We start from the raw sequence: 23,986 nt of genomic DNA, 5'->3' as shown, positions 1-23,986 counted from the left end.
TGTGGCAACTCAAAAAAATATGATCAAAAATTTCGACATAATAATTGTTGGCGGAGGCGCTGCAGGTTTTTTTACTGCAATTAATATTGCAGAGAAAAATCCGAAACTGAAAATTGCCATTTTAGAAAGAGGAAAAGAAGTCCTTTCTAAAGTCCGTGTTTCCGGAGGCGGACGATGCAATGTAACGCACGCTTGTTTTGAACCAAACGAGTTGGTTAAATTTTATCCTCGTGGCGAAAAAGAACTTCGTGGACCTTTTCATCAATTTTGTTCGGGCGATACAATTGAATGGTTTGAAAAACATGGCGTTGAATTAAAAATTGAAGAAGACGGAAGAATGTTTCCAGTTTCAAACTCTTCACAAACTATTATCGATTGCTTCTTAAAAGCAACTGAAAAATTAGGTATAAAAGTTTTGACAGGTCAAAGCGTACAATCCATTTTCAAAAAAGAAAATCATTGGAAAATTGATACACAAACGGATAATTATGCCACCGAAAAATTAGTAATGGCAACGGGAAGCAATCCCAAAATTTGGGAAATGCTTCAGGAACACGGACATGCGATTGTTAGCCCCGTTCCTTCCCTATTTACTTTCAACATCAAAGATTCCAGAATTAAAGAATTACCCGGCGTTGCGGCACAAGTAACCGTAAATGTAAAAGATACGAAACTAGAATCTATAGGACCTTTGCTAATTACACATTGGGGAATGAGCGGTCCAGCGATCTTAAAGCTTTCGGCTTGGGGCGCACGCATTCTGCACGACAAAAATTATCAATTTACCATTTTCGTGAATTGGCTAAATGATGTTGATTTTGAAGATACCGAAAAAATCCTGAAAGATTTAAAACAAGAACACGCTAAAAAAGCCGTTTCTAAAAAATCTCCTTTTGACTTTCCGAATCGTTTGTGGGAAAGTTTGGTTCTAGCTTCGGGGATTGATTCTGAAACGAAATGGGCAGATTTATCTAAAAACCAATTGCAAAACCTAGCTTCACAATTAACAAAAGCTGAATTTAAAGTAAACGGAAAAAGTACTTTTAAGGAAGAATTTGTAACGGCTGGCGGAATTGATTTAAAAGAAATCAACTTTAAAACCATGGAAAGCAAAATTCATGAAAACCTTTATTTTGCTGGTGAAATTGTAAACATCGACGCTATTACAGGCGGATTTAATTTTCAGAATGCCTGGACAAGCGGGTTCATTCTGGCTCAAAATATTTAATATAAAATGAAATTTAAAGGAGTTATTTTTGATTTAGATGGAACGCTAGTAGATTCATTACATGACATTTCAGATGCGATGAACAAAGTGCTTACCGCTCTAAGTTACCCAACACATGATTACGACACTTACCAATATTTTATCGGAAGTGGTTTACGAAATTTGGTAAGCAAAGCATTGCCAGACACAAACAATTCTGATGATGAAATCGAAAGTTGTTTTGAATGTATGGTCGATGAATACACTAAAATCTGTACGCTCAAAACAAAACCTTATGACGGAATTGTAGAGTTATTAGAAAACCTGACTTCACAAAATATCAAAATGGCTGTTTTCTCCAACAAAGCTGATGAATTAACGAAGAAAATAGCATCAGAAATATTCCCAAAACAATTTGATATTGCGGTTGGTTTAAGCACAGAAGAACTTAAAAAACCAAATCCGTTTGAGGCGATTGAGATTAGCAAAAAATGGAATTTAAAACCAGAAGAAATCCTGTTTGTAGGCGATTCTGATATTGATATGAAAACGGCAGTAAACGCTAATATGTTTCCTGTTGGCGTTACTTGGGGCTACAGAACCGAAGATGAATTGAAAAACAGTGGCGCAAAAGCGGTTATTAATAATGCCTCTGAATTAATTGCAATTCTATAGTTATTTACAAAAGACTTGTATATATTTGCCTCCAAAAACAGGGCAAAACTTACAAAAAAAATGCAAAAAATATTATTAGCAGCTATACTTTTGTTTACAATTTATAGTTGTGAAAACGACAACGATTCTCCAAAAAATAAAGAAGAAAAAATAATATTAAAGACGAATGTTATAGATGCTGAATATTCCAAAAAGACAGATCAATTAGTCTTTATCTCATCAAATCCTTCTCAAGTAAACATTTTTAACTCCAACACCGAAACATTTCAAAAAATTTCATTGGCTTATGCCCCAACATGTATTTCTATTTCGCAAGATGGCAATACAGCTGTTGTAGGTCATGATGGCCACATCACACATGTTAATTTAAAAAATCCATCCATAATCCAAACCTACAACATTTCTTGCTCTGCACTTGATATTGTTCTTGGAAAAAATAGATGGGCGTATGTTTTTCCAGAAAAAGATCAATGGACATACATAAAAAGTGTTAACATGAATTTGGAATATAATTATGAAATGCCCATAAGTATATACAATCAATTACACGCTGGAGCTAAAGGAAGATTACATCCTTCAGGTAATTATATTTACATGCAAAGTCCACTATCAAGAGGACAAGTTCAACGTCTAACAATTAAAAATGGAGATATTGATGATAGATACGAATCTAACTTTGAAGAAGAAAACTACACTATTCCAAGCATATGGTTTTCAGAAAACGGCGATAGACTTTTTACTAGAGAAAGAAGTGTTTTAAAAACCTCTGAACTTAATAGTTTAGATGGGGCATATAATGGCAGAATTCCTTCAGAAAATAATTATAAGATTGATTGGCTTGATCATTCTTCTTTAAAAGGAAAATTATATGTAATCTTTTCAAGTGGCGATCAATGGAATTTAATTAAATCGAATAGCATTTATGTTTTTAACGATGCAGATCTTAGTTATGTAAATAAACTTGAATTGGAAAAATATTCCAATCAAACGGGAAGAAATAATGTAGAAACTTTTGATGCTATGCCTTATTTTGCTTTTAGCAACTCAACTGGAAAAAATCTATTTGTAATAACAAAGGCACTTGATTCTGATTTGGTTAATGAATGGGCAATTCAAAAAATCAATATTAATTAATCACTATTTCTTTTAATTAAAACCTCTTAATTATTTCCATTATACTATAGTTCTAAAACACTATTAAAAATTATGAAAAAAATTATTTTATCATTAATAATATTGTCAACCATTGTTGGATGTTCTAATAATGATTCAAACGAAAAAAACAAAGAAGCAAATTATTCAGTACCAGACACATTAAATTTTACTATTTTCAATAACAAACTTGTCCTTAATATTGAAAATCAAGGAGAAACAGCTTTAAATTATACTATAACAAGTTCAAAAAACTATGTCGAGCTTTCTAAAAAAGAAGGAGCTGTAACTTCACTAAATCATGATGAAATTACGGTTACTGTTGATAAACAAAACTTACCAAATGGCAAATCTTATTCAAAATTATATCTAAATATCAATAATAAAAAAGATTCTATAGTTGTAAGTGTAACCAATTTTGTAGAGCAGAAAGTAACTTTAAATTCTGATGTTGTTGATGCAGAATTTTCTAAAGTTACCAATCAGCTTGTATATGTCTCCGCAAGTCCTTCTGCTGTAAATATTTTATCGACAAATACAGGTTTAATTGAAAGTATAACTTTACCATATGCCCCAACATGTGTCTCAATATCTCCAGATGGAAAAACCGCAGTTACCGGACATGATCGATATATTTCTTATATCAATCTAACCAACAAAACTATTATAAAAGCATATCCAGTATCTTGTTACGCAAATGATATTGTACTTGGAAACAATAAATGGGCGTATGTTTTCCCTGCCAAAGGTCAATCGACTTTTATAAGATCAATAAATTTAAGCTTGACAACCGATAATGAATATGAGCATGTTGGTGAAAAAATTTACGAAGGAAATAAAGCACGATTACATCCGTCAGGAAAATATATATATGGTGCAGAAAATAATTTGTCTCCAATGGATATAGAGAAATATGACATTCAAAATGGAAATGCAGAATATAGCTACGATTCCCCTTATCATGGAGATTATATTATGAACGGAAATCTATGGTTTTCTGAAGATGGGAATAGAATATTTACGAGAGGAAAAACTGTTTTTAAAACTTCCGAACTTAGAAGCCAGGATATGATATATAACGGTACAATCAATACTGAAACAAACCCATACACACCTATTGAATGGTTAGATCATTCATCAGTAAAAAACAATATCTATCTACTACTAGTATCTGATAATTGGAATCAAAAGAAACTTCCATACATTTATGTATATAATGACTTAGATCTTGCTCTTAAAAATAAAATAACATTAGAGCAATTTCTCGTTTCTAAAAATGAATCAGATAAAGTATTTTATGATGCCGAACCATTTTTTGTGTTTAGTAATTCTACAGGAAATAATTTATTTGTAATAGTAAAAGCAACGGGAGCAGGTTTAGCCAAAGAATGGGCAATAGAAAAAATAAGTATTCCATAAAAACTATTATTACTATAATTGACAAAAAAAAATTCTTCATTACAAAAACAGATTAAAGCAATTGTCTCTTTTTCTGAAAATGAAATCGAAACAATTGCTTCTTGTTTTGAATACGAAAAATTCACGGCCAAAGAATATCTTTCTTCAATGGGAAAAATCAGCAACAAGATTTTCTTTATTGTTGAAGGATTAGCAAGAGTTTATTATCTCAAAGATGGAAAAGAAATTACCACTTATTTAAGCTGTGATGAGGGTTTTATTGCTTCGTATTCCAGTTTTATAAATCAATCGGTTTCTTTTGAAAATATTCAATGTATAGAAGATTGCGAAGTGCTTTCGATTACTTTTGAAAAAATGCAGTTTTTGTATAACGAAATCCCAAATTGGGAACGCGTTGGAAGAATTCTTGCCGAGCAAAATTACCTTTGCATGGCAGATAGAGTTTTAAAACTACAAATGATTCCCGCCAAAGAAAAATACCAGACATTTTTAGCATCGGCTCCAGCCAAAATAATTCAGCGAACGCCTTTAATTTATATCGCTTCTTTTCTAGGAATTACACCCGAATCTTTAAGCAGAATCCGTCAGGATATTTCTTAACATTTATCAAGTGGATTAAAAAACGGAATTCAAATCTTTGTCAAAATAAAATTTGAGAAAGAATGAAGAATATTGCCAAAGACGTTTACCAAATCCCTTTATTTCCAAGAAATGCCATTAATTGTTATCTAATTGAAGATGTTTTAATTGATGCAGGAATTCGAACTTCAGCAAATACAATTTTAAAAACTTTAAAAAACAAAACGGTAACCAAACACGCCTTAACGCACGCACACGCCGATCATCAGGGAAGCAGTAAAGTAATCTGTGAAACCTTGAATATTCCGCTTTTATGTAGCGAACCTGAAAAAGAATTTGCTGAAAACGGAAATGTAATTACAGAATACCCAAATCCGAATCATTTTATTTCAAAATTTCAGAAGAACTTTTGGGCAGGAAAAGGACATCCAGTTTGTCAAATCTTAAAAGAAGGCGATCAAATTGGTGGATTCACAGTTATCGAAACTCCAGGACATTCAAGCGGACATATCTCTTTTTTCAGAGAAAAAGACGGTGTTTTAATTGTTGGAGATGTGATGACCAATATGAACCTTTTAACTACAAAAGTCGGTTTACATGAACCACCACATTTGTTTACTGCCGACAAAGAAACCAATAGAAAATCCATTCTAAAATTGGCTTCGCTAAAACCAAAAATACTTTGTTTTGGTCACGGGCCTGTTTTATTTAATAATGGAGAATTAGAGAAATTCAAAAATTCTATCTTATTTAATTAACAAGAATTTACAGATTCTGTAAGTTTTCATTAAGACTATTCTAATAATTTTACTCTCAACTAATTAATCCTATATGAGAGTAAAATTACTTACCACAATTTCTATTTTTACTTATCAGCTCAGCGTTTCTCAAACAGAAAAACTATTAAACGGAAAAGTTCTTGCGCAAAACATTCCGCTTAATAAAGTAGAGGTGATTAACAAAACAGCTAAAACTAGCACAAGAACAAATGAGCTAGGTGAATTTTCAATTTTAGTCCGTCCACAAGACAGCCTGCTTTTTTACTCCAAAGACTATTTCTTTAAAAGATTTAAAATTTCTCAGGAAGACATAGATCAAAACAACATGGTTGTAAATATGATTTTGAAACCTGAAGAATTGAATGAAGTTGTAATAACTAAGATCGAATTTGACAAAGTTAAGATTAGTGCTGATGACGTTGCAGATGTATTAATAAGTAAAAATGCCAAAGATTTATTCTGGAATACAGGAGTTAATGATAATACCATTAGAGAAGCTCTTCGAGTTTCATTTCCTTTAAAAGGTAAACAGAAAAAAACAATTGAAGTTGCAGACGACCGTTTTAAGAAACTGATAAAGGCTTATTGTCCATCCGATTTTTTCATTAAAAATTTAAAACTAAAGCCCGAAGAAAAAGAACTTTTCATTGATTTTTGCGACTCAGATCCGAAATCAAAAACACTTCTGGAAAATCCAAATGTTTTGAGTATTATGGATTTTTTGTATACTAAAAATGAAGAGTTTAAGAAATTGAATTCTGGAATTAAAAACTAAAATTCTTTTATGAAAGCAAAATTACTCACAACCATTTCTTTTTTTACGTATCAAATTTCTATTTCTCAAACCGAAAAATTACTTCACGGAAAAGTTGTTTCGCAAAATAACATTCTATCTAATGTTGAAGTCATAAATAAAACTGCCAAAACAAGCAGTAAAACAAATGAATTTGGCGAGTTTTCTATTTTAGTAAAAGAACAGGACAGTTTATTATTTTTTTCAAAGGATTACTTATTTACAAGATTAAAACTAACTTCTAAAGACCTAGAAAAAAGTTATCTCATTGTTAAAATGACTCCAAAAGCCGAAGAATTGGAGAATGTTATAGTTTCTAGATCTGCTTTTACTAAAACTGAAATTAAAAAAATCGCTAATAATAAGGAAGAAATAAATAAGATTATAATTCGAAAGAAATTTGATGAAGTAACTTCAAAAGTGAATGTTTATGATGGGAGAATTAAAAATGGATTAGATTTCAGTTACCCCATTTTTGATAAACCGAAGAAAAAAATTGAGCCTCGTGATGACCGTTTTAAAAAACTTGTAATCGCGACTTGTCCTCCAGATTTTTTTATCAAAAATTTAAATATAAAACCCGAAGAAAAAGAAACTTTCTTAAAATTTTGTAATGCTGATCCAAAATCGAAAACACTTTTAGAAAAATCAAATGATTTGGAATTGATAGACTTTCTACATACTAAAAATGAAGAGTTTAAGAAATTAAAATAGGCTTAAAAATCTAAAAAAAACTATTTATTCAACCACCAAATACTAGCATTCAAAACCGTCGCAAACGCAACCCAAGCCAAATATGAAATTAATAAATAACCCGCAGTTTTATTGATTTTGATGAATTTTAAATACGTTTCATAAATCATCAGCCATAAAAGCACAATTTCGATTAAAGCTAACATCGGATTTTTTAGTCCGAAGAATAAATAAGACCATATTGAATTTAAAATCAATTGAATTATAAAGAATAGCAATGCTTTTTTTACTTCTTCTGTATTTTCTTTTATTTTATCCCAAACTAATGCCGCAGCAATTGCCATAAAAATATAAAGCACTGTCCAAACTGGCATAAAAATCCAATTCGGCGGATTAAAAACTGGTTTTTCCAACGTTATGTACCAAGTCTCAATACTTGGTCTTGTAACCAAACTCGCAGAATATCCTACTGTTAAACAAATTACTAATGCTATGGCGATCTTTACGAACTTATTCATGGTATCAAATTTTGAATTCAAAAATAGTCAAAAGAAAAGTTTAAACCATATAAGTGATGTAAGTTCATTTTAGCAAATTCCGCTTATAATTTCTTATATAACTTATATGGTGGAAAAATGAAAAAGTTATCTTTGCCAAAATTTATACTTTCATGTTTACAGCAGCCGATTTTATACCAAATTCATATACTTCAACAATAGAAAAAGGAAACTTTGAATGGAGTGCGCCAAGCAACATTGCTTTGGTAAAATACTGGGGGAAAAAAGACAACCAGATTCCAGCAAATCCTTCTGTTAGTTTTACTTTAAATAACTGTAAAACAATAACAAAACTTGCCTTTTCTAAAAAAGACTCTTCGACTCCGCTTAGCGGGACAAATAGTTTTTCTTTTGATTTACTTTTTGAAGGAAAACCAAAAGAAGATTTCAAACCAAAGATTCAGAAGTTTTTGGAAAGAGTTGAGGTTTATTTGCCGTTTTTGAAAGACTATCATTTTACAATCGATACTCAAAATACATTTCCGCACAGCTCAGGAATTGCTTCTTCGGCTTCTGGAATGGCGGCTTTGGCAATGAATTTTATGAGCTTGGAAAAACAGCTGAATCCTGAAATGACTGACGAATATTTTTATCAAAAAGCTTCATTTCTAGCTCGTTTAGGCTCTGGAAGTGCCTGCCGAAGCGTAAAAGGAAATGTGGTAGTTTGGGGAAATCAGGAAAATATTGAAGGAAGTACAGATTTATTTGGAGTTGAATTTCCATATACAATTCATGAGAACTTCAAGAATTATCAAGATACTATTTTATTGGTTGACAAAGGCGAAAAACAAGTTTCCAGCACCGTTGGACATGATTTAATGCACAATCATCCATATGCTGAAAGACGTTTTGCTCAAGCGCATGAAAATCTAGATAAATTGATTGCTATTTTTGAAAGTGGAAACTTAGACGAATTCATCAAAGTTGTAGAAAGTGAAGCATTGACACTACACGCTATGATGATGACATCGATGCCATATTTCATTTTAATGAAACCAAATACGCTTCAAATCATAAATGCAATCTGGAAATTCAGAAATGAAACCCAAATTCCGGTGTGTTTTACACTTGATGCCGGTGCCAATGTGCATGTACTGTATCCTGAAAACGTTAGCGAAAAAGTACTTCAATTTATTCAGGACGAATTAGTTGTATTTTGTCAGAATAGTCAATACATTTGCGACAAAATTGGACACGGTGCAATTGCATTATAATTTTCCGTATCTTTAGTTAAATTTTTTATTAGAAAGACATAAAATAAATCATGAAAGGACCACTATTTTACTCAAAAATATTACTCTTTGGAGAATACGGAATTATCCGCGACTCTAAAGGACTTTCTATCCCTTATAACTTTTACAATGGCGCTTTAAAAAAATCTGAAGAGCCTACAGAAGAAGCGATTTCATCAAACAGAAGCTTAAGAAGTTTTGCTTCTTACCTTGAGGTATTGCATACTCAACAGCCAGAATTGGTTACTTTTGATTTAGAAACACTTCAGAACGATGTTGAAACTGGAATGTATTTCGACTCAAGTATTCCGCAAGGATATGGTGTTGGGAGTAGCGGTGCACTTGTTGCAGCTATTTACGATAAATATGCTACCAATAAAATCACTGTTCTAGAAAATCTTACTCGTGAAAAATTATTACACTTAAAAAATATATTTTCTCAAATGGAAAGCTTTTTCCACGGAAAAAGTTCTGGTTTAGATCCTTTAAACAGCTATTTGAGTATTCCAATCCTGATTAATTCTAAAGATAACATTGAAGCAACTGGAATTCCAACTCAAAGTTTTGACGGAAAAGGTGCTGTATTTTTGTTAGATTCAGGAATTGTGGGAGAAACTGCTCCAATGGTGAGCATTTTCATGGAAAACCTAAAAGACAAAGGTTTCCGTGCTATGCTTAAAAACCAGTTTGTAAAATATACAGATGCCTGCGTAGAAAACTTTTTACACGGCGATATGAAATCATTATTTACCAATACTAAAAAGCTTTCTAAAGTTGTTTTAAATCACTTTAAACCAATGATTCCGGAACAATTTCACGGAATCTGGCAACACGGAATTGACACTAACGATTATTACCTAAAACTTTGCGGTTCTGGCGGTGGCGGTTATATTCTTGGTTTTACCGAAGATTTAGAACGTGCTAAAGCTTCTTTGAAAGACTACAAATTAGAAGTTGTTTATCAATTTTAATTTCCTAAAAAACGATAATTATTTGAATAGACTTTCTTAAAAATTTAACCTAAAAAAGTTACTGAATATGAATAGTATTTTAAAGATTATCAAAGCAACTTTTTTAGGCGGAATTCTGTTTCTAGTACCATTAGTTGTACTAATAATTGTTTTAGAAAAAGGATATGGTCTTGTACAAAAAACTACACTGCCGCTTGTAAGCACTTTACCGAAAGTAAGTGTTTTAGGACTTGCGATACAGGAGCTTGTTGGAATACTAATCATAATTCTAATTTGTTTTATTGCTGGATTGCTCGCAAAAACTGCAGCAGCTGAAAAATTAGTTCAGAAATTAGAAGATGGTATTTTAAGTTTTGTTCCTGGCTATTCATTTATGAAAAGCATGAATGAAAATATATTAGGTTTTGAATCTAAAGAAGATTTAAAAGTAATTATGGTGCCAACAGATGCGGGTTGGCAATTTGCCTTTTTGATTGAACAGATAAGCGATAATGTATTTACTGTTTTTATTCCAGACGCACCAAATCCTTGGAGCGGATCGGTAGTTTTTGTAGAAAAAAAAGACATACGAGAAATTGAAATAACCCAAAAACAAGCCTTGGCCTGTATTCGAAAGTTGGGTTATGGTTCTAAAGAATTGTTAAAAAACAAACTCTAAATTTTTGAATTAAAAAATATCTTTTAACTTCCCTAACCTAATCCATCCAAAACAAACTTTATGTTAAGCAGACAGCAAAAACTTTTAATGATGAAAATTGTTAGTCTGTTCTCTGTGGTTAGAGGTTATAACATTCCAATTATTGTTTTAGCACAGTATTTATCGGCAATTTTTATACTTGCGCCAGAAATTAGAGCGTTGGATATTCTACTCGATTTTTATTTATTTCTAATTGTTTTTGCTTCGGCGATTACCATTGCTTCAGGATATATTATCAATAATTTTTACGACTCCCAAAAAGACTTAATCAATAGACCAAACAAATCGATGTTGGATCGTTTGGTTAGTCAGAAAACAAAGCTAAATGTGTACTTTAGTTTAAACTTTCTTGCTGTAATTATGGCATCGATCGTTTCTTGGCGCGCATTTTTGTTCTTTTCTGTCTATATTTTCATGATTTGGTTTTATTCTCATAAAATCAAAAAGTATCCAATTATCGGAAACCTAATGTCTGCATTGCTGGCTGTTACGCCATTTTTTGCCATTTTATTGTATTTCTACAACAAAATTTCGTTTGAAGAAATAGAAAATCATATGAGTCATTTTGTAGTGATTTCTGCGCATGCGGTTTTCTTGTTTTTACTTTTGCTAATTCGCGAAATGATTAAAGATCTGGAAAACCTAAAAGGCGATTTAGTAACCGATTATAGAACAATTCCTGTTTTGTATGGAGAAAAAATTTCTAAACAAATCATTACGGCTTTAACCATTTTAACGATCGTTCCTGTTTACGTTTTAGTAAACATACACGACGTTGGTTATATGGATATCTACTTTTATGCCTCCTTTGGAGTTTTACTTTTCTTCTTGATTTATTTATGGAAATCTGACTCTAAAGAACAATATCTAAGACTTCATAATGTCCTTAAATTCCTAATTGTATCAGGCGTTTGCTGTATTGTTCTGATTAATCCAAGCGTCTTATGGCATGGTCGTGAATTGATTTCTAATTATTAAGTTTTTTTCTTCCACAGAGATTCACAAAGTATTTCTGTGTAATTCTATGAAATTCTTTGTGAATCTCTGCGGAATAACCTATTACAAAAAAGCCAATTGTATTGCTTCTGAACATCTTAAAATAAAACGCTATTAATCTAAGAACATTGAACTTAAGATTTATTAGCAGGAAAAAACTATCTTTGCACAAATTAATGATTCTATGAACAACAAGGAAGGCAATAATAAAAGAGGCGGATCTAGACCAAATAGCTCAAGACCAAACTCTAGCAAGCCAAAACCTCCTATGGCTAAGCGCGCGCAAGGGCCTAAAAAAGTAAAACCTGAAGTTAAGGCAGCACAGGAAGCAGCAGCTGAAAAATTTAGAAAACAAAATCAGCCTGCAAAGAGACAGAAGGCTTCAGATGAAATTCGTTTGAACAAATACATCTCTAATTCTGGTGTTTGTTCTCGTCGTGATGCTGACATTTACATTCAGTCTGGAAACGTAAAAGTAAACGGTAATGTAGTTACCGAAATGGGTTATTTGGTAAAACTGAATGATGTTGTAAATTTTGACGGTGTTACACTAACTCCTGAAAAGAAAGAATATATTTTATTGAATAAGCCTAAAAACTTCACGACTGCTCTTGATGAAGGTCAGGAATACCGTAACGTTCTAGAACTTGTTCGTGGCGCTACAAATGCAAAAATTGCTCCTGTAGGAAGAATGGACAAGAATACAACTGGTTTATTATTGTTTACTAACGATACTGATATGATTCGTAAGTTTACATTACCAAATCAGAAATCTTCTAAAATCTATCAGGTTTCTTTAGACAAAAACTTGAAGTTTGAAGATTTAGAAAAAATTAGCAAAGGTTTAGTTCTTGACGGACACCGCGTTTTTGTTGAAGAAGTAAGCTATATTGATAATGAACCAAAAAGCGAAGTTGGCCTTAAATTACGTACAGCTAACGTAAAGGTGGTACGTTCTATTTTTGAATCCTTCGAATACAATGTATTACGTATTGACCGTGTTTCGTTTGCTGGACTAACCAAAAAGAATCTTCCTCGCGGAAACTGGCGCTTTTTGACCGATCAAGAAGTTATCAATTTGAAAAACGTGTAATCGCTTTTCAAATTAAGTTATAAATGAATCCTGTTTTCTTCTAGAAAATGGGATTTTTTATTTTTTAGAAACTAAAGAAATTATGTCCGAAAAGGGTAAAAATAGATCTTCCGATAGATTGGTTTTTATCTTCTACAGTTTCGTAAGATGAAAAACCTAGGATGATTTTTATTCCGGGAGGAATGCTGTTTAAAATATCTCTTTTTTGGTCTTCTAAAAGGAGTTTTAAACTTTCTATTAATTGAAGATTGTATCTTAAGTAAGACATTACTAGTAATGCTGAAAAGTTAAGTATTTCTCTAGCGGTTTCGCTTTTTATGCCAACTTCATTTGAAACCATTTCTGAAATTCTGCCTTTTTTGTTAGAGAATAGTTCTTTCAGTAAAACATTTCCCTCTAAACGGTAACAGTCGTCGACTGATAAAATTCTGCCTGCATTAAAATCTACTTCTTGATAAAAAGTGGAATCTTCTTGGATTAGTGAAACGATTTCAGAATAAAAATCAGATTCTTCGGCTTTGTTGTAGAGTCCCATTAAAATTGTACCGATCGAGACGTCTATTCCCTTTATTAAAAGTGCATCATTCTCAAAATAAAACTTGTTTAACTTGGAGACAACATTAGAAGAAATAAAGCGTCTAAGTTCAATTTGTAGGTTTGGGGTCATACTCATAACTTAAAAAATGATTATTTATACTTATTTAAAATAACCGATAAAGTGAGGCTTTTTATCGTTTATCGTGATAAAAATATAAAATATTTTAACATTTCCAAAAATTAAGTTAAAAATTTACCTTCTTAATAACCAGCCGTTAACATAAAAAACGCTTTAACACTAGTAAACTCAACCCTTTCGTACTCAAATAAAAAAGAAAAAAAATTAAGAAAAGTTTTATGTTTATTTTTTGCAACAACGCTAAAAAGCTTAAAATGTTATAAAATTAAAATAAAATGTTTCGATATTCCCACACAATATTTAAAAATATGCCCAAATAAACGACTGCAAACAGAAAATTAACAAAACTCGAAGCAATGAATCCTAATAGCGATCCAGTAGCTGCTTTTATAGCTCTTTTATGATTTTTGGAATCGTATATTAATTCTCCAATTAAAGCGCCTAGAAAGGGTCCAATTATAATCCCGAACGGAATTGGAGCTATAATTCCGATAATCAAACCAATGTTGGTTCCCCAGACGCCGTAAGAACTTCCTCCAAATTTTTTAGTCCCTTTTGCTGGAATTACATAATCTAATATAGTAATGCTGACCATTAGAACGAAAGTGATTCCTAAAACCCAATAGTTATTTTCAACAGCTTTGGTAAGATACAGCAAAAGCAATCCTACCCAAGAGCTCGATAATCCTGGAAGAACAGGAATAAAACTTCCAAAAATGCCAACAATCATACATATAAAACCCAAAATGAGCAGTAATAAATCCATATTTTTTTGATAAATTTGTTCTTACAAAGTACCATTTTATTCTTTGCTGTACAAATCCCCAAATGTATTCTCGCAAAGATTAAGATTCCAATAGTAATAAAGTTTCTCAGAAAAATAAATCGTATTTTTGTTCATTCATTCAACATCAAAATCTTGAGGCAGTTTTTTCTTCTTTTTATATGCGTAGCTTTTCATTCTTGTCAATATTTTGAGAAGCAGGTTCCGTCTGAAAAAGAGTTACTTCAGAAAGAATTAAAATCAATTAATTGGAAAGAAGTTGACGAATATCCCTCTGTTCCAGATTGTGATAAAATTGCTGATAAAAAGCTTCGCCAGCAATGTTTTTTTGAGGTAATGTCTGGCCTTATTCAAGAAAAACTAAATGTTGATACTCTTTCGATTTTATATCCAGAATTGGATACGATCGAAGTAAAAGTAACCGTTTTTCCAAACTCTACTATGAAGTTTGAACCTCAGTTCCCTAAAGATTCTGTAGCTTACGATACCATAAAAATTGACAGTATTCTGCATGCTCGTCTTGTGGATTTCCCGAAAGTAAATCCAGCCATAAAACGTGGTATTCCTGTAAAAACACAGTTTATTTTGCCTGTTATTCTAAAAACAAAAGAAGAAAAGTAGTTTGATTTAAAGCTATTTCCTAAACTGTCGGCCTTTCCATTCATAAGAACCGACCAAACTATACAAAGCCACAGCCGAGCTAAAAAAAGGATATAACAAACTGCTTAATAAAAGGCTTTTAATTCTCGTTTTCCTCAAAAATTGATTGGTTATTAAAAGCAAAACAAAATCAATAAAAAACTTAGAAAAAGCAAAAAGTAAAAAAATTGGATAGGACCAAACTCCGAAAAGAAACAGGAAAAATCCAATTACAAAACTTAAATTTCCGAAGAAAACAATCAATCCCAAGAATTTACCGAAAGAACTTTTATATGAACTGGTTTTGGCCGCCCAGCGTACTCTTTGATAAAACAATGATTTCCAATTTTCTGTTGGTCTTGTAATTACAATTGCTTCTTCAGCTTTTAAATAATGAACTTCATTTGGAAATTTTTCAATTGTTTTTTGGAGTAAAAAGACATCATCTCCACTGGCAATTTCATCATTCCCTTCAAAACCATTCAAGCTTTCAAACAATGTTTTTGTGTAAGCAAAATTGGCTCCATTACACATAAATCCATTATTCAAACCAAAACTTCCAATTGTCGCGCCTTGTAAACTTGTTAAATCCAATTGCTGAAAATGATATAAAAAAGAATTTTCGCATTTGTATGTTACAGCACCTGCAAGCATTGAAACTTTATTCTCCTGAATGTAATTATCAAATGTCAAAAGCCAATTTTCAGAAACAATACAATCAGCGTCTGTAGTAATAACCCAGTCGGCTTTTACATGTTGCATTGCCATGGTAATGGCGTCTTTTTTAGGAGAATTTGAAACCCGAATATTATCGATTATCGAAACTTGGAATTTGGAATTTAAAACTTGGAATTTTTCTATAGAATTATCATCAACCAAAATCACTTCAAATAAATCTGTCGGATAATTTAAGTTCGAAATGCTGTTTAAAAGATTTGGAAGATTTTCTTCTTCATTCCGAAACGGAACTACAATAGTAAAACTTGTTTGTGGCTTTAAATCTGTTTTTGGGTATTTTTTGACTTTGAAAAATCCATAAACAAGCAAACTGATGCTAAAAACATAAATTGCGAATATGGAAAATAATCCAGAAATCATTCTGTTGTTTTGGTTCTAAAATTAAGTACAAAATAACTTCCTAAAACTACTGGAAGAACAACATTTAAGAACCACATTAATGTACTGATGAAAATTACAATCCATTCGTTTACGCCCAAAATTCCGAAGAAATAAATAGCAACACTTCCTTTTACTGCAAAATCTAAAAATTGAAATGTTGGTAAAGAAGAAGCCAAAAAATAAACCGATGTAATCGCTGCCATCAAGGTTAAATAAGGCAAATCGACATCAAAACCTAAAAATAAAAAGTAATATTGATGCGAAAAAACCAGATAACGGCAAATGCCTAAAAAGATATTTTTCTGATGAACGGATTTAGGAATTTCATTAATTTTATGAATCAATTTTTCAATTGAATATCCTTTTACTTTTATCTTTTTAATTGAAAATAAAATAATCAAAAGCAATACAAATCCGCCAAAGAGGATTAAAACAGTTCTGGTTGTAATTACATTAAATTGTGCATTAAAATAAAGCAATCCGAAAATTCCAAAAATGATGGTTAAAATCATCTGGATTCCGTTGCAAATCAGGTTTAAGAAAACCACTCTTTTGGCTTCAGATTTTGGATAATACAACGCTTTTCCTGCATACTCCCCTACTCCATTTGGTGTAAAAATTCCTGCTGTCAAAGCAGCCAAAACCTGTTTTGTGGCTTCATAAACCGATATTTCATGAATTACTTGTGCCAGATTCTGCCATTTCAAAATCTCGAAATAACGATTCAAAACACTCAAAAGCAAGATAAACGAAATCCCTAAAACCGACTGGTTTTTCTTGAACAAAACAATAAACTTTTGCCAGTCCAATTTGTCGTTGTTAGCCAACTGATTGTAAATAAAATAAAATGCGCCGCCAACAATTAAAAGTTTGGCCAGAAGAACTAGGAATTGCTTAGCTTTGTGTGGAATTGAAATCATGCCGCAAAAGTAATCAAATGTGGCAATTAGGAAGTGAGAAAATGAGTCAATTTTCTAAACTTGAAACCTTAAACTTGAAACCTTAAACTTGAAACCACAATCTCTTGACACAAGAACGCATCATATTAGGTATTGACCCAGGAACCACAATTATGGGGTTTGGATTGATTAAAGTAATCAATAAAAAAATGGAATTTCTGCAATTGAATGAATTGCAATTGTCCAAATACGACAATCATTACCAAAAATTAAGAATCATTTTTGAAAGAACCATCGAATTAATTGAAACACATTGTCCAGACGAAATTGCGATTGAAGCACCTTTCTTTGGCAAAAACGTACAATCGATGCTGAAACTAGGCCGTGCACAAGGCGTTGCAATGGCAGCAGGACTTTCAAGAGGAATTCCGATTACGGAATACGAACCTAAAAAGATAAAAATGGCGATTACCGGAAACGGAAATGCCAGCAAAGAACAAGTTGCCAAAATGTTGCAACAGCTTTTGGGTTTAAAAGAATTACCAAAAAATCTCGATTCTACAGATGGTTTGGCAACTGCGGTTTGTCATCACTTCAATTCAGGAAAAGTTGTCGCTGGAAAAAGTTATTCTGGTTGGGATGCTTTTGTGAAACAAAACGAGGATCGGGTGAAAAAATAAGTCAATGTGCCAATTAGATAATTCTGTAGACAACAAATAAATTATCTAATTGACACATTCTCTAATTATCTAATTAAAAATGTCAGGAATTTACATTCACATACCTTTTTGCAAGCAAGCTTGTCACTATTGCGACTTTCATTTTTCGACTTCGATGAAAAAGAAAGACGATATGGTTTTGGCTTTGGCTAAAGAAATTGCTATGCGCAAAACCGAAAGTGATGGTGAAATTGAAACTATTTACTTTGGCGGCGGAACCCCTTCCGTTTTATCAAATGACGAAATCAACTTTTTAATTTCTGAAGTTTATAAAAATTATAATGTTACAGAAAATCCAGAAATTACGCTTGAAGCCAATCCAGACGATTTGTCTGCTGAAAGAATTTTAGAATTATCTAAAAGCCCAATAAATAGGTTAAGCATCGGAATTCAGTCTTTTTACGAAGAAGATTTAAAGATGATGAATCGCGCTCATAATTCGGCGGAAGCCAAAAAATGTTTGGAAGAAGCAACAAAATATTTTGACAATATTTCGCTCGATTTGATTTATGGAATTCCAGGAATGAGTGACGAAATGTGGAAACAGAATATTCAGACTGCTTTGGATTTTGGCATTCCGCATATTTCAAGTTATGCTTTAACAGTTGAACCCAAAACAGCTTTAAGTAAATTAATTCAAACTGGAAAAATTGCTGAACCGCAAGATGAAGTGGCGTCTAATCATTTTGCGATTTTGGTCGAAATGCTTCAAAAAAATGGTTTTATACATTACGAATTATCCAATTTCGGGAAAGAGAATTATTTCTCTAAAAACAATTCGGCGTATTGGCTGGGCAAAAAATATATCGGAATTGGACCTTCAGCACATAGTTATGATGGCGAAAAAAGAGGCTGGAATATTGCGAATAATTCATTGTATTTAAAAGCGATTCAAAAAGACGAACTTCCTATTGAAACAGAAATTCTAACCATTTCAGATCGTTATAACGAATATATCATGACAGGATTACGAACGATTTGGGGCGTTTCTTTGGACAGAATTGAAAAGGAATTCGGATCAGAATATTTGAATTATTTATTAGAACAATCTCAAAAGTTCCTAAATGACGGTTTGCTATCGATCGAAAACAACATTCTTAAACCAACTCCAAAAGGAAAGTTTTTAACAGATGGTATCGCGAGTGATCTATTTTATTTAGATTTGTAGTAAAAAACTTTCTTGCTTTAAAATTACAATATCATGAAAATTACAATTCTGGATGATTATCAAAATGCTGTTGAAAAGCTTGGGGCCTTTAAAATTCTAAAAGGATTAGACGTTACAATCCTAAATTACACAGAAAAAAATACTTCTAAATTAGCCGAACTTCTAAACGATTCTGAAATAATAGTTTTAATTCGAGAAAGAACAGAAATTACAGAGGAACTTCTTTCAAAACTTCCGAAATTAAAATTAATAAGCCAAACAGGTAAAAAATCAAATCATCTTGACATAAGTGCCTGCACAAAACATAAAGTCGCTGTGGCAGAAGGAATTGGATCTCCTGTAGCTCCTTCAGAACTTACTTGGGCATTAATTCTAAATACGGTTCGTCAGATTCCGCAAGCCATTCAGGGTATGCAAGATGGAAAATGGCAAGTTAATATCGGGTCAACAATTCGTGGCAAGAAAATAGGAATTTGGGGTTATGGAAAAATTGGACAGCAAATTGCAAAATATGCGCAAGTATTTGGTGCCAATATTTTGGTCTGGGGAAGCGAATCTTCCAGAAATCAGGCTGTTTTAGATGGTTTTGAAAAAGCAGAATCTAAAGAGCAATTTTTCTCAACAAGCGATGTCATTACTTTACATCTCAGATTAAACGAAAGCACTTTAGGAATTGTAAAAGAAACCGATTTACGTTTAATGAAATCTGATTCTGTTTTGATTAATACTGCCCGTGCCGAATTAATTGAAAAAGGAGCTTTGCTTAAATGCTTAAAAAATGGTAGACCTGGATTTGCAGGCTTAGACGTTTATGAAGAAGAGCCTATTTATGATATCAATTATGAATTGCTGAAAATGCCAAATGTTGTTTGCACTCCGCATATTGGTTATGTTGAAAAGAACAGTTATGAACTTTATTTTGAGAAAGCATTCGAAAATGTTATAAATTATATCAATAGAAATCCAACAAACATTGCAAATCCAGAAGCATTGTTATAATTTTATTCGATATTAATTCAGCATTCAATGATCGCTAAAATCAACAACTTCGAAATTGACTTATCAAAACCCATTGATATTTCTATTCCTTTAACCAATACAGATAAAAATCCGATTGCTTGGTATATTGAAAAACCAATCATTGAACCAGTAGTTTTAGGCGACTGGATTGGTAAAGTTTCAGAAGGAAAATCATCTACTAATTTCAATAATATTTTCTTCAATCCGCATGGGCATGGAACTCATACGGAATGTTTAGGGCATATTACGAATGATTTTTATAGCATTAATCAATCTTTAAAACAGTTTTTCTTTTTTACTAAACTGATTACTATTGAGCCTGAAAAGATTGGAGATGATTTTGTGATTACGAAAGAACAGGTTCAAAAAGCTTTAAGCGCTTCGACTTCGCTCAGCGTGACAAATGAGGCTTTAATTATAAGAACAGTTCCAAATCAAAAAGAAAAGAAATCAAGAAAATACTCTAATACAAATCCGCCCTATTTGTCTGAAGAGGCTGCGATTTTCATCCGCGAAAGCGAAATTCAGCATTTATTGATCGATTTGCCAAGTGTTGACAAAGAACACGATGAAGGAAAATTATTAGCGCACAAAGCGTTTTGGAATGTAAAAGACACGCACAAGGTAAATCCAGATGCAAGATTTAATGCTACAATTACCGAAATGATTTATGTTTCAGACGAAATTGAAGACGGAAATTATATCCTAAATCTCCAAATCGCTTCGTTTGAAAATGATGCTAGCCCATCAAAACCAATTTTATATACGATTTAAGGTTTGCCACGAATTACACTAATTTTCGCTAATTTCTTTTTTTTGTTTTGCCACAGATTAAAGGATTAAAAATGATTTAATCTGTGAAAATCTCTTTAATCTGTGGCAAAAAAATTAGTGCAAATTCGTGTAATTAGTGACAAAAAAACTAAACAATATGATTACTGTTTCTACAGATAAAACAAAACTCGACGTTCCGTTTATACAGAACTTTTTAAAAGACATTTATTGGGCTGCAGGGCGAACCATGGAAGAAGTCCAGCGTACGATTGATGCTTCTGTCTGTTTTGGAATTTATTTAGATGGCAAACAAATTGGTTTCGCACGTGTGATAACCGATTATGTCGTTTTTGCTTATTTAATGGATGTTTTTATTACTGAAGAGCATCGCGGAAAAGGGTTTTCATCCATTTTAATTGAAGCTTTGATGAACGATCCTCAATTGCAAGAAGTTAAAATCTGGCGATTAGCAACTACCGACGCTCACTTTTTATACGAGAAGTTCGGATTTACAAAACTGAATCATCCTGAAAAGATGATGGAAAAAATAATAAAATGAAAACAGTTTTAAAACTTGAGGAAGTCGCTTTATTTGTTCTCGGAATATTTTTATTCAACCGTTTAAATTATGAATGGTGGTGGTTTTTGGCTTTAATTTTGACTCCCGATTTATCTATGATTGGATATGCTTTTGGAAACAAAGCAGGTGCATTTGCTTATAATTTATTTCATCATAAAGGAATTGCGCTTTTAATTTATGCTTTAGGATGTTATTTAAGCATTGAGAGTATTCAATTAGCTGGAATTATATTATTTTCACATTCAGCAATGGATCGTATTTTTGGTTATGGACTGAAATATGAAAAAGGTTTTAAATACACACATTTAGGTGAAATTGGTAAATAAACAATTATGAATTTAGAAACGTTTTACGAATATTGTTTGTCGAAAAAAGGTGTCAGCGAGCACTTTCCTTTTGATGAAGATACGCTGGTTTTTAAAGTGGGCGGAAAAATGTTTGCTTTGTCTTCTCTTTCGCAATGGGAAAAAAATGAGCAATCGACAAATTTAAAATGTGATCCAGAACGCGCACAGGAACTCAGAGCAGAATATGACGAGATACAGCCGGGTTTTCATATGAGCAAAGTACATTGGAATACTGTGGCCTTAAATGGAGGTTTGCCTGATAAATTTGTGAAAGAACTTATAGATCATTCGTACGAATTAGTTTTCAAAAGTTTGACAAAGAAAATTCAAATTGAAATAACCGACTCGAGATAAAATTTTTATCGAACAGGCGAAGCAATTAGAAAATTAGGCATTACATTTGCATCGTTAGAAAAAAATCTTAGCAACTTAGTTACAGTGTGACTTAGCAACTTATAACAATCATGAAAGAACAATTTAAAAAATTTCTGAACGAAGAACAAGATCCAAAAGCGATTGAAAAAATCACTTCGAAACTTACAGATTTATTAATGAAAGGCGAAGAGGTTGGATATATCGCAGTGCAGAAAAAACCCGCTATTACTGTTTTTCCAGATAGTATAATCTTAACTAATAAACGTATTATTATTTGCACGCCTAAAAACTTAGGCCTTTCAATGAATTTTACAGATTATACTTGGGATGATATTACAAGCTCATTTGTAAAAGAAAATATTTTAGGTTCTGAATTTTCATTTAGCACTAATACTGACCTGATTCTTTCTATAGATTATATTCCGAAAATTCAGGCTAGAAAAATGTATACCTATGCTAAAGAACAATTAGATTTATTAAAAAATCCTGTTCAAGCAGCGGCTCCGGTTCAAGAAATTGTGGAAGAAGCAGAAGTTGAAGACGAAATAGAAGAAATAGAAACTGAAGAAGTAACTAGCTTTGCTGAAATTTTACCAGCTGCGCCAGCTGTTACAGAAACTTACGAACCACTTCCAACTCAGCCAACTCAACCAGCTGGAGAACGCAGATTAAGTGATTTATCTAAAGAAGAACTTTTTGATAAATTACAGAATTACAAAAAACTTCTTGACAATGGTCTAATCATGCAAGGAGAATATGATGCTTATAAAAAAGAGATATTAAGTTACATGTAGGTTAGTCTTAAAGTCAAAAGTCGAAAGTCTTAAAGTTTTTGACTTTGTCTAAATAATAAAAGCCAGAAATAGAATTTCTATTTCTGGCTTGTTCTTTTTAAATCTGCAATTCGACTTTGAGACTTTCGACTTTCGACTTTAAGACTAAAGCGTAGCCTTCTGCTTTTCTACAAATTTATGCGATTGCAGTTCCAGTAACTCTTTTGCATTTTTTCGCTGCAGATCAAATAAACCTTTATCTTCAGCAATGTCAGCATAAACTTTATCGTGCATTTCGGCACTAGTTTTAACTAATAATTCACGTTGGTATTTGTTTTGTGCCAAAGTCGCTTTCATGGCTGTTTCGGCTTCTTCTTGCTTGAAGTCGAATTCTCCTTTTGGTGCTAATAATTTAGCAATAATAGGCGATGTTTCAATTGCCAGAAACAACAGCATAATAAAAAATGATGGCAGCCAAGGCAGTTTATTCAATGCATTAATACGCGCCATTAATCCATCGAAACCTTCAATGATTGGCTGTGTTTGCGAAACCTTTTTGTCTAAATCGGCTTGAAGCTGTACGCCTGCTTTTTCTTTTTCGGCAATTTTAGCTTCGTTGGTCTTTTTCAGCGTTTCGAATTCTTTCAGAGCCGCATCATGCTTTTCTCTCTTTTCTTTATAAACTGGGCCTTTTCCTAATTTCTTAGTTCCCGCAGTTCCTTCGGCTTCGGTAATATAAACCGAATACAAATCGTTTACTTCTTTTTCTTTCTTTACAATATCAGCTTTTAATGCCGCAATCTCAGCTTTATTTTTATCTAAATCTGTTTTGAAATACGTTCCAATTTGTTTCTTGTTGGCCAATTCCATTTCGTTTTTCTCTTTAAGCAAAACGGTATTGATTTCTTTTTCGAAGATTTTAATCTCCAAAGGTTTCGAAATTACAATAGCAATAATAATAGCCAAAGCAATACGCGGAGTTGCTTGCAAAAATTCGTCTAAGAAACGATCTCTTTTCTTAATAGTAGAAACAATGAATCGGTCTAAATTGAAGATTAGTAAACTCCAAACAAATCCGAAAATTAAAGCTGGATAAATAGAATCGAAAACGGTAAAAAGTGCATAAGCACTGGCTAGAAAAGCCATTACTGCTGTAAAGAACACCGTGGCTCCAATACCAACATATTTGGTTTGTTCGCCTTCTGAGCAGTCTTTCAGGATGTCTCGGTCGACTCCTGAACATAGGATAAAAAATTGTTTTAACATGATT

The 23,986-nt window shown here is 32.3% G+C and carries 28 protein-coding genes; 22 read left to right on the top strand and 6 right to left on the bottom strand.

The features are described 5' to 3' along the window. The first annotated feature begins 19 nt into the window (after positions 1-19). The 8 genes from AC1Q5Z_RS11465 to AC1Q5Z_RS11430 all read left to right on the top strand — a co-directional run bounded on the left by AC1Q5Z_RS11465 (position 20) and on the right by AC1Q5Z_RS11430 (position 7,318). Complete coding sequence (locus AC1Q5Z_RS11465) at positions 20-1,228, top strand: BaiN/RdsA family NAD(P)/FAD-dependent oxidoreductase (protein WP_492444894.1); 1,209 nt, start codon at positions 20-22, stop codon at positions 1,226-1,228. A gap of 6 nt (positions 1,229-1,234) precedes the next feature. Further along, complete coding sequence (locus AC1Q5Z_RS11460; RefSeq protein ID WP_343588689.1) at positions 1,235-1,882, top strand: HAD family hydrolase; 648 nt, start codon at positions 1,235-1,237, stop codon at positions 1,880-1,882. Between the two features lie 60 nt (positions 1,883-1,942). Beyond that, the gene (locus tag AC1Q5Z_RS11455; RefSeq protein ID WP_343588688.1) at positions 1,943-3,016 is read left to right on the top strand and encodes a hypothetical protein; all 1,074 of its coding nucleotides are present in this window, start codon (positions 1,943-1,945) and stop codon (positions 3,014-3,016) included. A 72-nt stretch (positions 3,017-3,088) separates the two neighbouring features. Further along, complete coding sequence (locus AC1Q5Z_RS11450) at positions 3,089-4,453, top strand: YncE family protein (RefSeq protein WP_343588687.1); 1,365 nt, start codon at positions 3,089-3,091, stop codon at positions 4,451-4,453. An 18-nt stretch (positions 4,454-4,471) separates the two neighbouring features. Beyond that, positions 4,472-5,053: a Crp/Fnr family transcriptional regulator gene (locus AC1Q5Z_RS11445; RefSeq protein WP_343588686.1), complete on the top strand. Its 582-nt coding sequence runs from the start codon at positions 4,472-4,474 to the stop codon at positions 5,051-5,053. 62 nt (positions 5,054-5,115) lie between these two features. Beyond that, positions 5,116-5,790, top strand: a complete 675-nt coding sequence (locus AC1Q5Z_RS11440) for an MBL fold metallo-hydrolase (protein WP_343588685.1) — start codon at positions 5,116-5,118, stop codon at positions 5,788-5,790. A gap of 73 nt (positions 5,791-5,863) precedes the next feature. Then, positions 5,864-6,586 carry a BamP family beta-assembly machinery protein gene (locus AC1Q5Z_RS11435; RefSeq protein ID WP_343588684.1) on the top strand — a complete coding sequence of 241 codons (723 nt, stop codon included), beginning with the start codon at positions 5,864-5,866 and terminating at the stop codon, positions 6,584-6,586. Between the two features lie 9 nt (positions 6,587-6,595). Further along, positions 6,596-7,318: a BamP family beta-assembly machinery protein gene (locus AC1Q5Z_RS11430; protein WP_492444891.1), complete on the top strand. Its 723-nt coding sequence runs from the start codon at positions 6,596-6,598 to the stop codon at positions 7,316-7,318. A 20-nt stretch (positions 7,319-7,338) separates the two neighbouring features. On the opposite strand, the gene AC1Q5Z_RS11425 is transcribed toward AC1Q5Z_RS11430, so the two are convergent. Beyond that, positions 7,339-7,815 (bottom strand): TspO/MBR family protein, encoded by a 477-nt coding sequence (locus tag AC1Q5Z_RS11425; RefSeq protein WP_343588682.1) that lies wholly within the window; start codon positions 7,813-7,815, stop codon positions 7,339-7,341. 152 nt (positions 7,816-7,967) lie between these two features. On the opposite strand from AC1Q5Z_RS11425, the gene AC1Q5Z_RS11420 reads away from it, so the two are divergent. The 5 genes from AC1Q5Z_RS11420 to AC1Q5Z_RS11400 all read left to right on the top strand — a co-directional run bounded on the left by AC1Q5Z_RS11420 (position 7,968) and on the right by AC1Q5Z_RS11400 (position 12,843). After that, complete coding sequence (locus AC1Q5Z_RS11420) at positions 7,968-9,068, top strand: diphosphomevalonate decarboxylase (protein ID WP_343588681.1); 1,101 nt, start codon at positions 7,968-7,970, stop codon at positions 9,066-9,068. A gap of 50 nt (positions 9,069-9,118) precedes the next feature. Next, positions 9,119-10,057 (top strand): mevalonate kinase family protein, encoded by a 939-nt coding sequence (locus tag AC1Q5Z_RS11415; RefSeq protein WP_111379584.1) that lies wholly within the window; start codon positions 9,119-9,121, stop codon positions 10,055-10,057. 67 nt (positions 10,058-10,124) lie between these two features. Further along, positions 10,125-10,715, top strand: a complete 591-nt coding sequence (locus AC1Q5Z_RS11410; RefSeq protein ID WP_286968381.1) for a DUF502 domain-containing protein — start codon at positions 10,125-10,127, stop codon at positions 10,713-10,715. 60 nt (positions 10,716-10,775) lie between these two features. Continuing rightward, the gene (locus AC1Q5Z_RS11405) at positions 10,776-11,732 is read left to right on the top strand and encodes a geranylgeranylglycerol-phosphate geranylgeranyltransferase (protein ID WP_198854740.1); all 957 of its coding nucleotides are present in this window, start codon (positions 10,776-10,778) and stop codon (positions 11,730-11,732) included. Positions 11,733-11,934: 202 nt separating this feature from the next. Next, a complete protein-coding gene (locus tag AC1Q5Z_RS11400; RefSeq protein ID WP_198854741.1) occupies positions 11,935-12,843 on the top strand; it encodes a pseudouridine synthase in 909 nt (302 codons plus the stop codon). A 64-nt stretch (positions 12,844-12,907) separates the two neighbouring features. On the opposite strand, the gene AC1Q5Z_RS11395 is transcribed toward AC1Q5Z_RS11400, so the two are convergent. Together AC1Q5Z_RS11395 and AC1Q5Z_RS11390 are read right to left on the bottom strand one after the other, a co-directional pair. Then, a complete protein-coding gene (locus tag AC1Q5Z_RS11395) occupies positions 12,908-13,510 on the bottom strand; it encodes a DUF937 domain-containing protein (RefSeq protein ID WP_198854742.1) in 603 nt (200 codons plus the stop codon). A 274-nt stretch (positions 13,511-13,784) separates the two neighbouring features. Then, positions 13,785-14,285: a DUF456 domain-containing protein gene (locus tag AC1Q5Z_RS11390; protein WP_343589825.1), complete on the bottom strand. Its 501-nt coding sequence runs from the start codon at positions 14,283-14,285 to the stop codon at positions 13,785-13,787. A gap of 153 nt (positions 14,286-14,438) precedes the next feature. Between AC1Q5Z_RS11390 and AC1Q5Z_RS11385 the strand changes: the two genes are divergently transcribed. Beyond that, complete coding sequence (locus AC1Q5Z_RS11385; protein WP_492444887.1) at positions 14,439-14,924, top strand: hypothetical protein; 486 nt, start codon at positions 14,439-14,441, stop codon at positions 14,922-14,924. 12 nt (positions 14,925-14,936) lie between these two features. Here AC1Q5Z_RS11385 and AC1Q5Z_RS11380 read toward each other — a convergent pair whose 3' ends face one another. Beyond that, positions 14,937-16,040: a glycosyltransferase family 2 protein gene (locus AC1Q5Z_RS11380; RefSeq protein WP_492444885.1), complete on the bottom strand. Its 1,104-nt coding sequence runs from the start codon at positions 16,038-16,040 to the stop codon at positions 14,937-14,939. Next, entirely contained in the window at positions 16,037-16,981 is a 945-nt protein-coding gene (locus AC1Q5Z_RS11375) for a hypothetical protein (RefSeq protein WP_492444883.1), read from the bottom strand. The genes AC1Q5Z_RS11380 and AC1Q5Z_RS11375 overlap by 4 nt, the downstream gene beginning before the upstream one ends. A 104-nt stretch (positions 16,982-17,085) precedes the next feature. Here AC1Q5Z_RS11375 and ruvC point away from each other — a divergent pair, with 104 nt between their 5' ends. The 8 genes from ruvC to AC1Q5Z_RS11335 all read left to right on the top strand — a co-directional run bounded on the left by ruvC (position 17,086) and on the right by AC1Q5Z_RS11335 (position 22,737). Then, positions 17,086-17,640, top strand: a complete 555-nt coding sequence (gene ruvC, locus AC1Q5Z_RS11370; RefSeq protein ID WP_492444881.1) for a crossover junction endodeoxyribonuclease RuvC — start codon at positions 17,086-17,088, stop codon at positions 17,638-17,640. Between the two features lie 79 nt (positions 17,641-17,719). Continuing rightward, a complete protein-coding gene (hemW, locus tag AC1Q5Z_RS11365; protein ID WP_492444879.1) occupies positions 17,720-18,847 on the top strand; it encodes a radical SAM family heme chaperone HemW in 1,128 nt (375 codons plus the stop codon). A gap of 33 nt (positions 18,848-18,880) precedes the next feature. Further along, entirely contained in the window at positions 18,881-19,846 is a 966-nt protein-coding gene (locus tag AC1Q5Z_RS11360) for a D-2-hydroxyacid dehydrogenase family protein (protein WP_492444877.1), read from the top strand. A 27-nt stretch (positions 19,847-19,873) separates the two neighbouring features. After that, positions 19,874-20,641: a cyclase family protein gene (locus AC1Q5Z_RS11355; protein WP_492444875.1), complete on the top strand. Its 768-nt coding sequence runs from the start codon at positions 19,874-19,876 to the stop codon at positions 20,639-20,641. A gap of 157 nt (positions 20,642-20,798) precedes the next feature. Next, the gene (locus AC1Q5Z_RS11350; protein WP_492444873.1) at positions 20,799-21,200 is read left to right on the top strand and encodes a GNAT family N-acetyltransferase; all 402 of its coding nucleotides are present in this window, start codon (positions 20,799-20,801) and stop codon (positions 21,198-21,200) included. Continuing rightward, positions 21,197-21,547 (top strand): DUF4260 domain-containing protein, encoded by a 351-nt coding sequence (locus tag AC1Q5Z_RS11345; RefSeq protein WP_492444871.1) that lies wholly within the window; start codon positions 21,197-21,199, stop codon positions 21,545-21,547. The genes AC1Q5Z_RS11350 and AC1Q5Z_RS11345 overlap by 4 nt, the downstream gene beginning before the upstream one ends. Positions 21,548-21,553: 6 nt before the next feature. Next, the gene (locus tag AC1Q5Z_RS11340) at positions 21,554-21,922 is read left to right on the top strand and encodes an MmcQ/YjbR family DNA-binding protein (protein ID WP_198854753.1); all 369 of its coding nucleotides are present in this window, start codon (positions 21,554-21,556) and stop codon (positions 21,920-21,922) included. Positions 21,923-22,032: 110 nt separating this feature from the next. Further along, positions 22,033-22,737 carry a PH domain-containing protein gene (locus AC1Q5Z_RS11335; RefSeq protein WP_343589811.1) on the top strand — a complete coding sequence of 235 codons (705 nt, stop codon included), beginning with the start codon at positions 22,033-22,035 and terminating at the stop codon, positions 22,735-22,737. A gap of 144 nt (positions 22,738-22,881) precedes the next feature. Here AC1Q5Z_RS11335 and AC1Q5Z_RS11330 read toward each other — a convergent pair whose 3' ends face one another. After that, entirely contained in the window at positions 22,882-23,982 is a 1,101-nt protein-coding gene (locus AC1Q5Z_RS11330; protein ID WP_343589809.1) for a DUF4407 domain-containing protein, read from the bottom strand. Between the last annotated feature and the right edge of the window lie 4 nt (positions 23,983-23,986).

Source organism: Flavobacterium sp. GW823-FHT06G12 (assembly GCF_058794775.1).
This window is presented reverse-complemented; position numbering and strand designations above follow the sequence as displayed.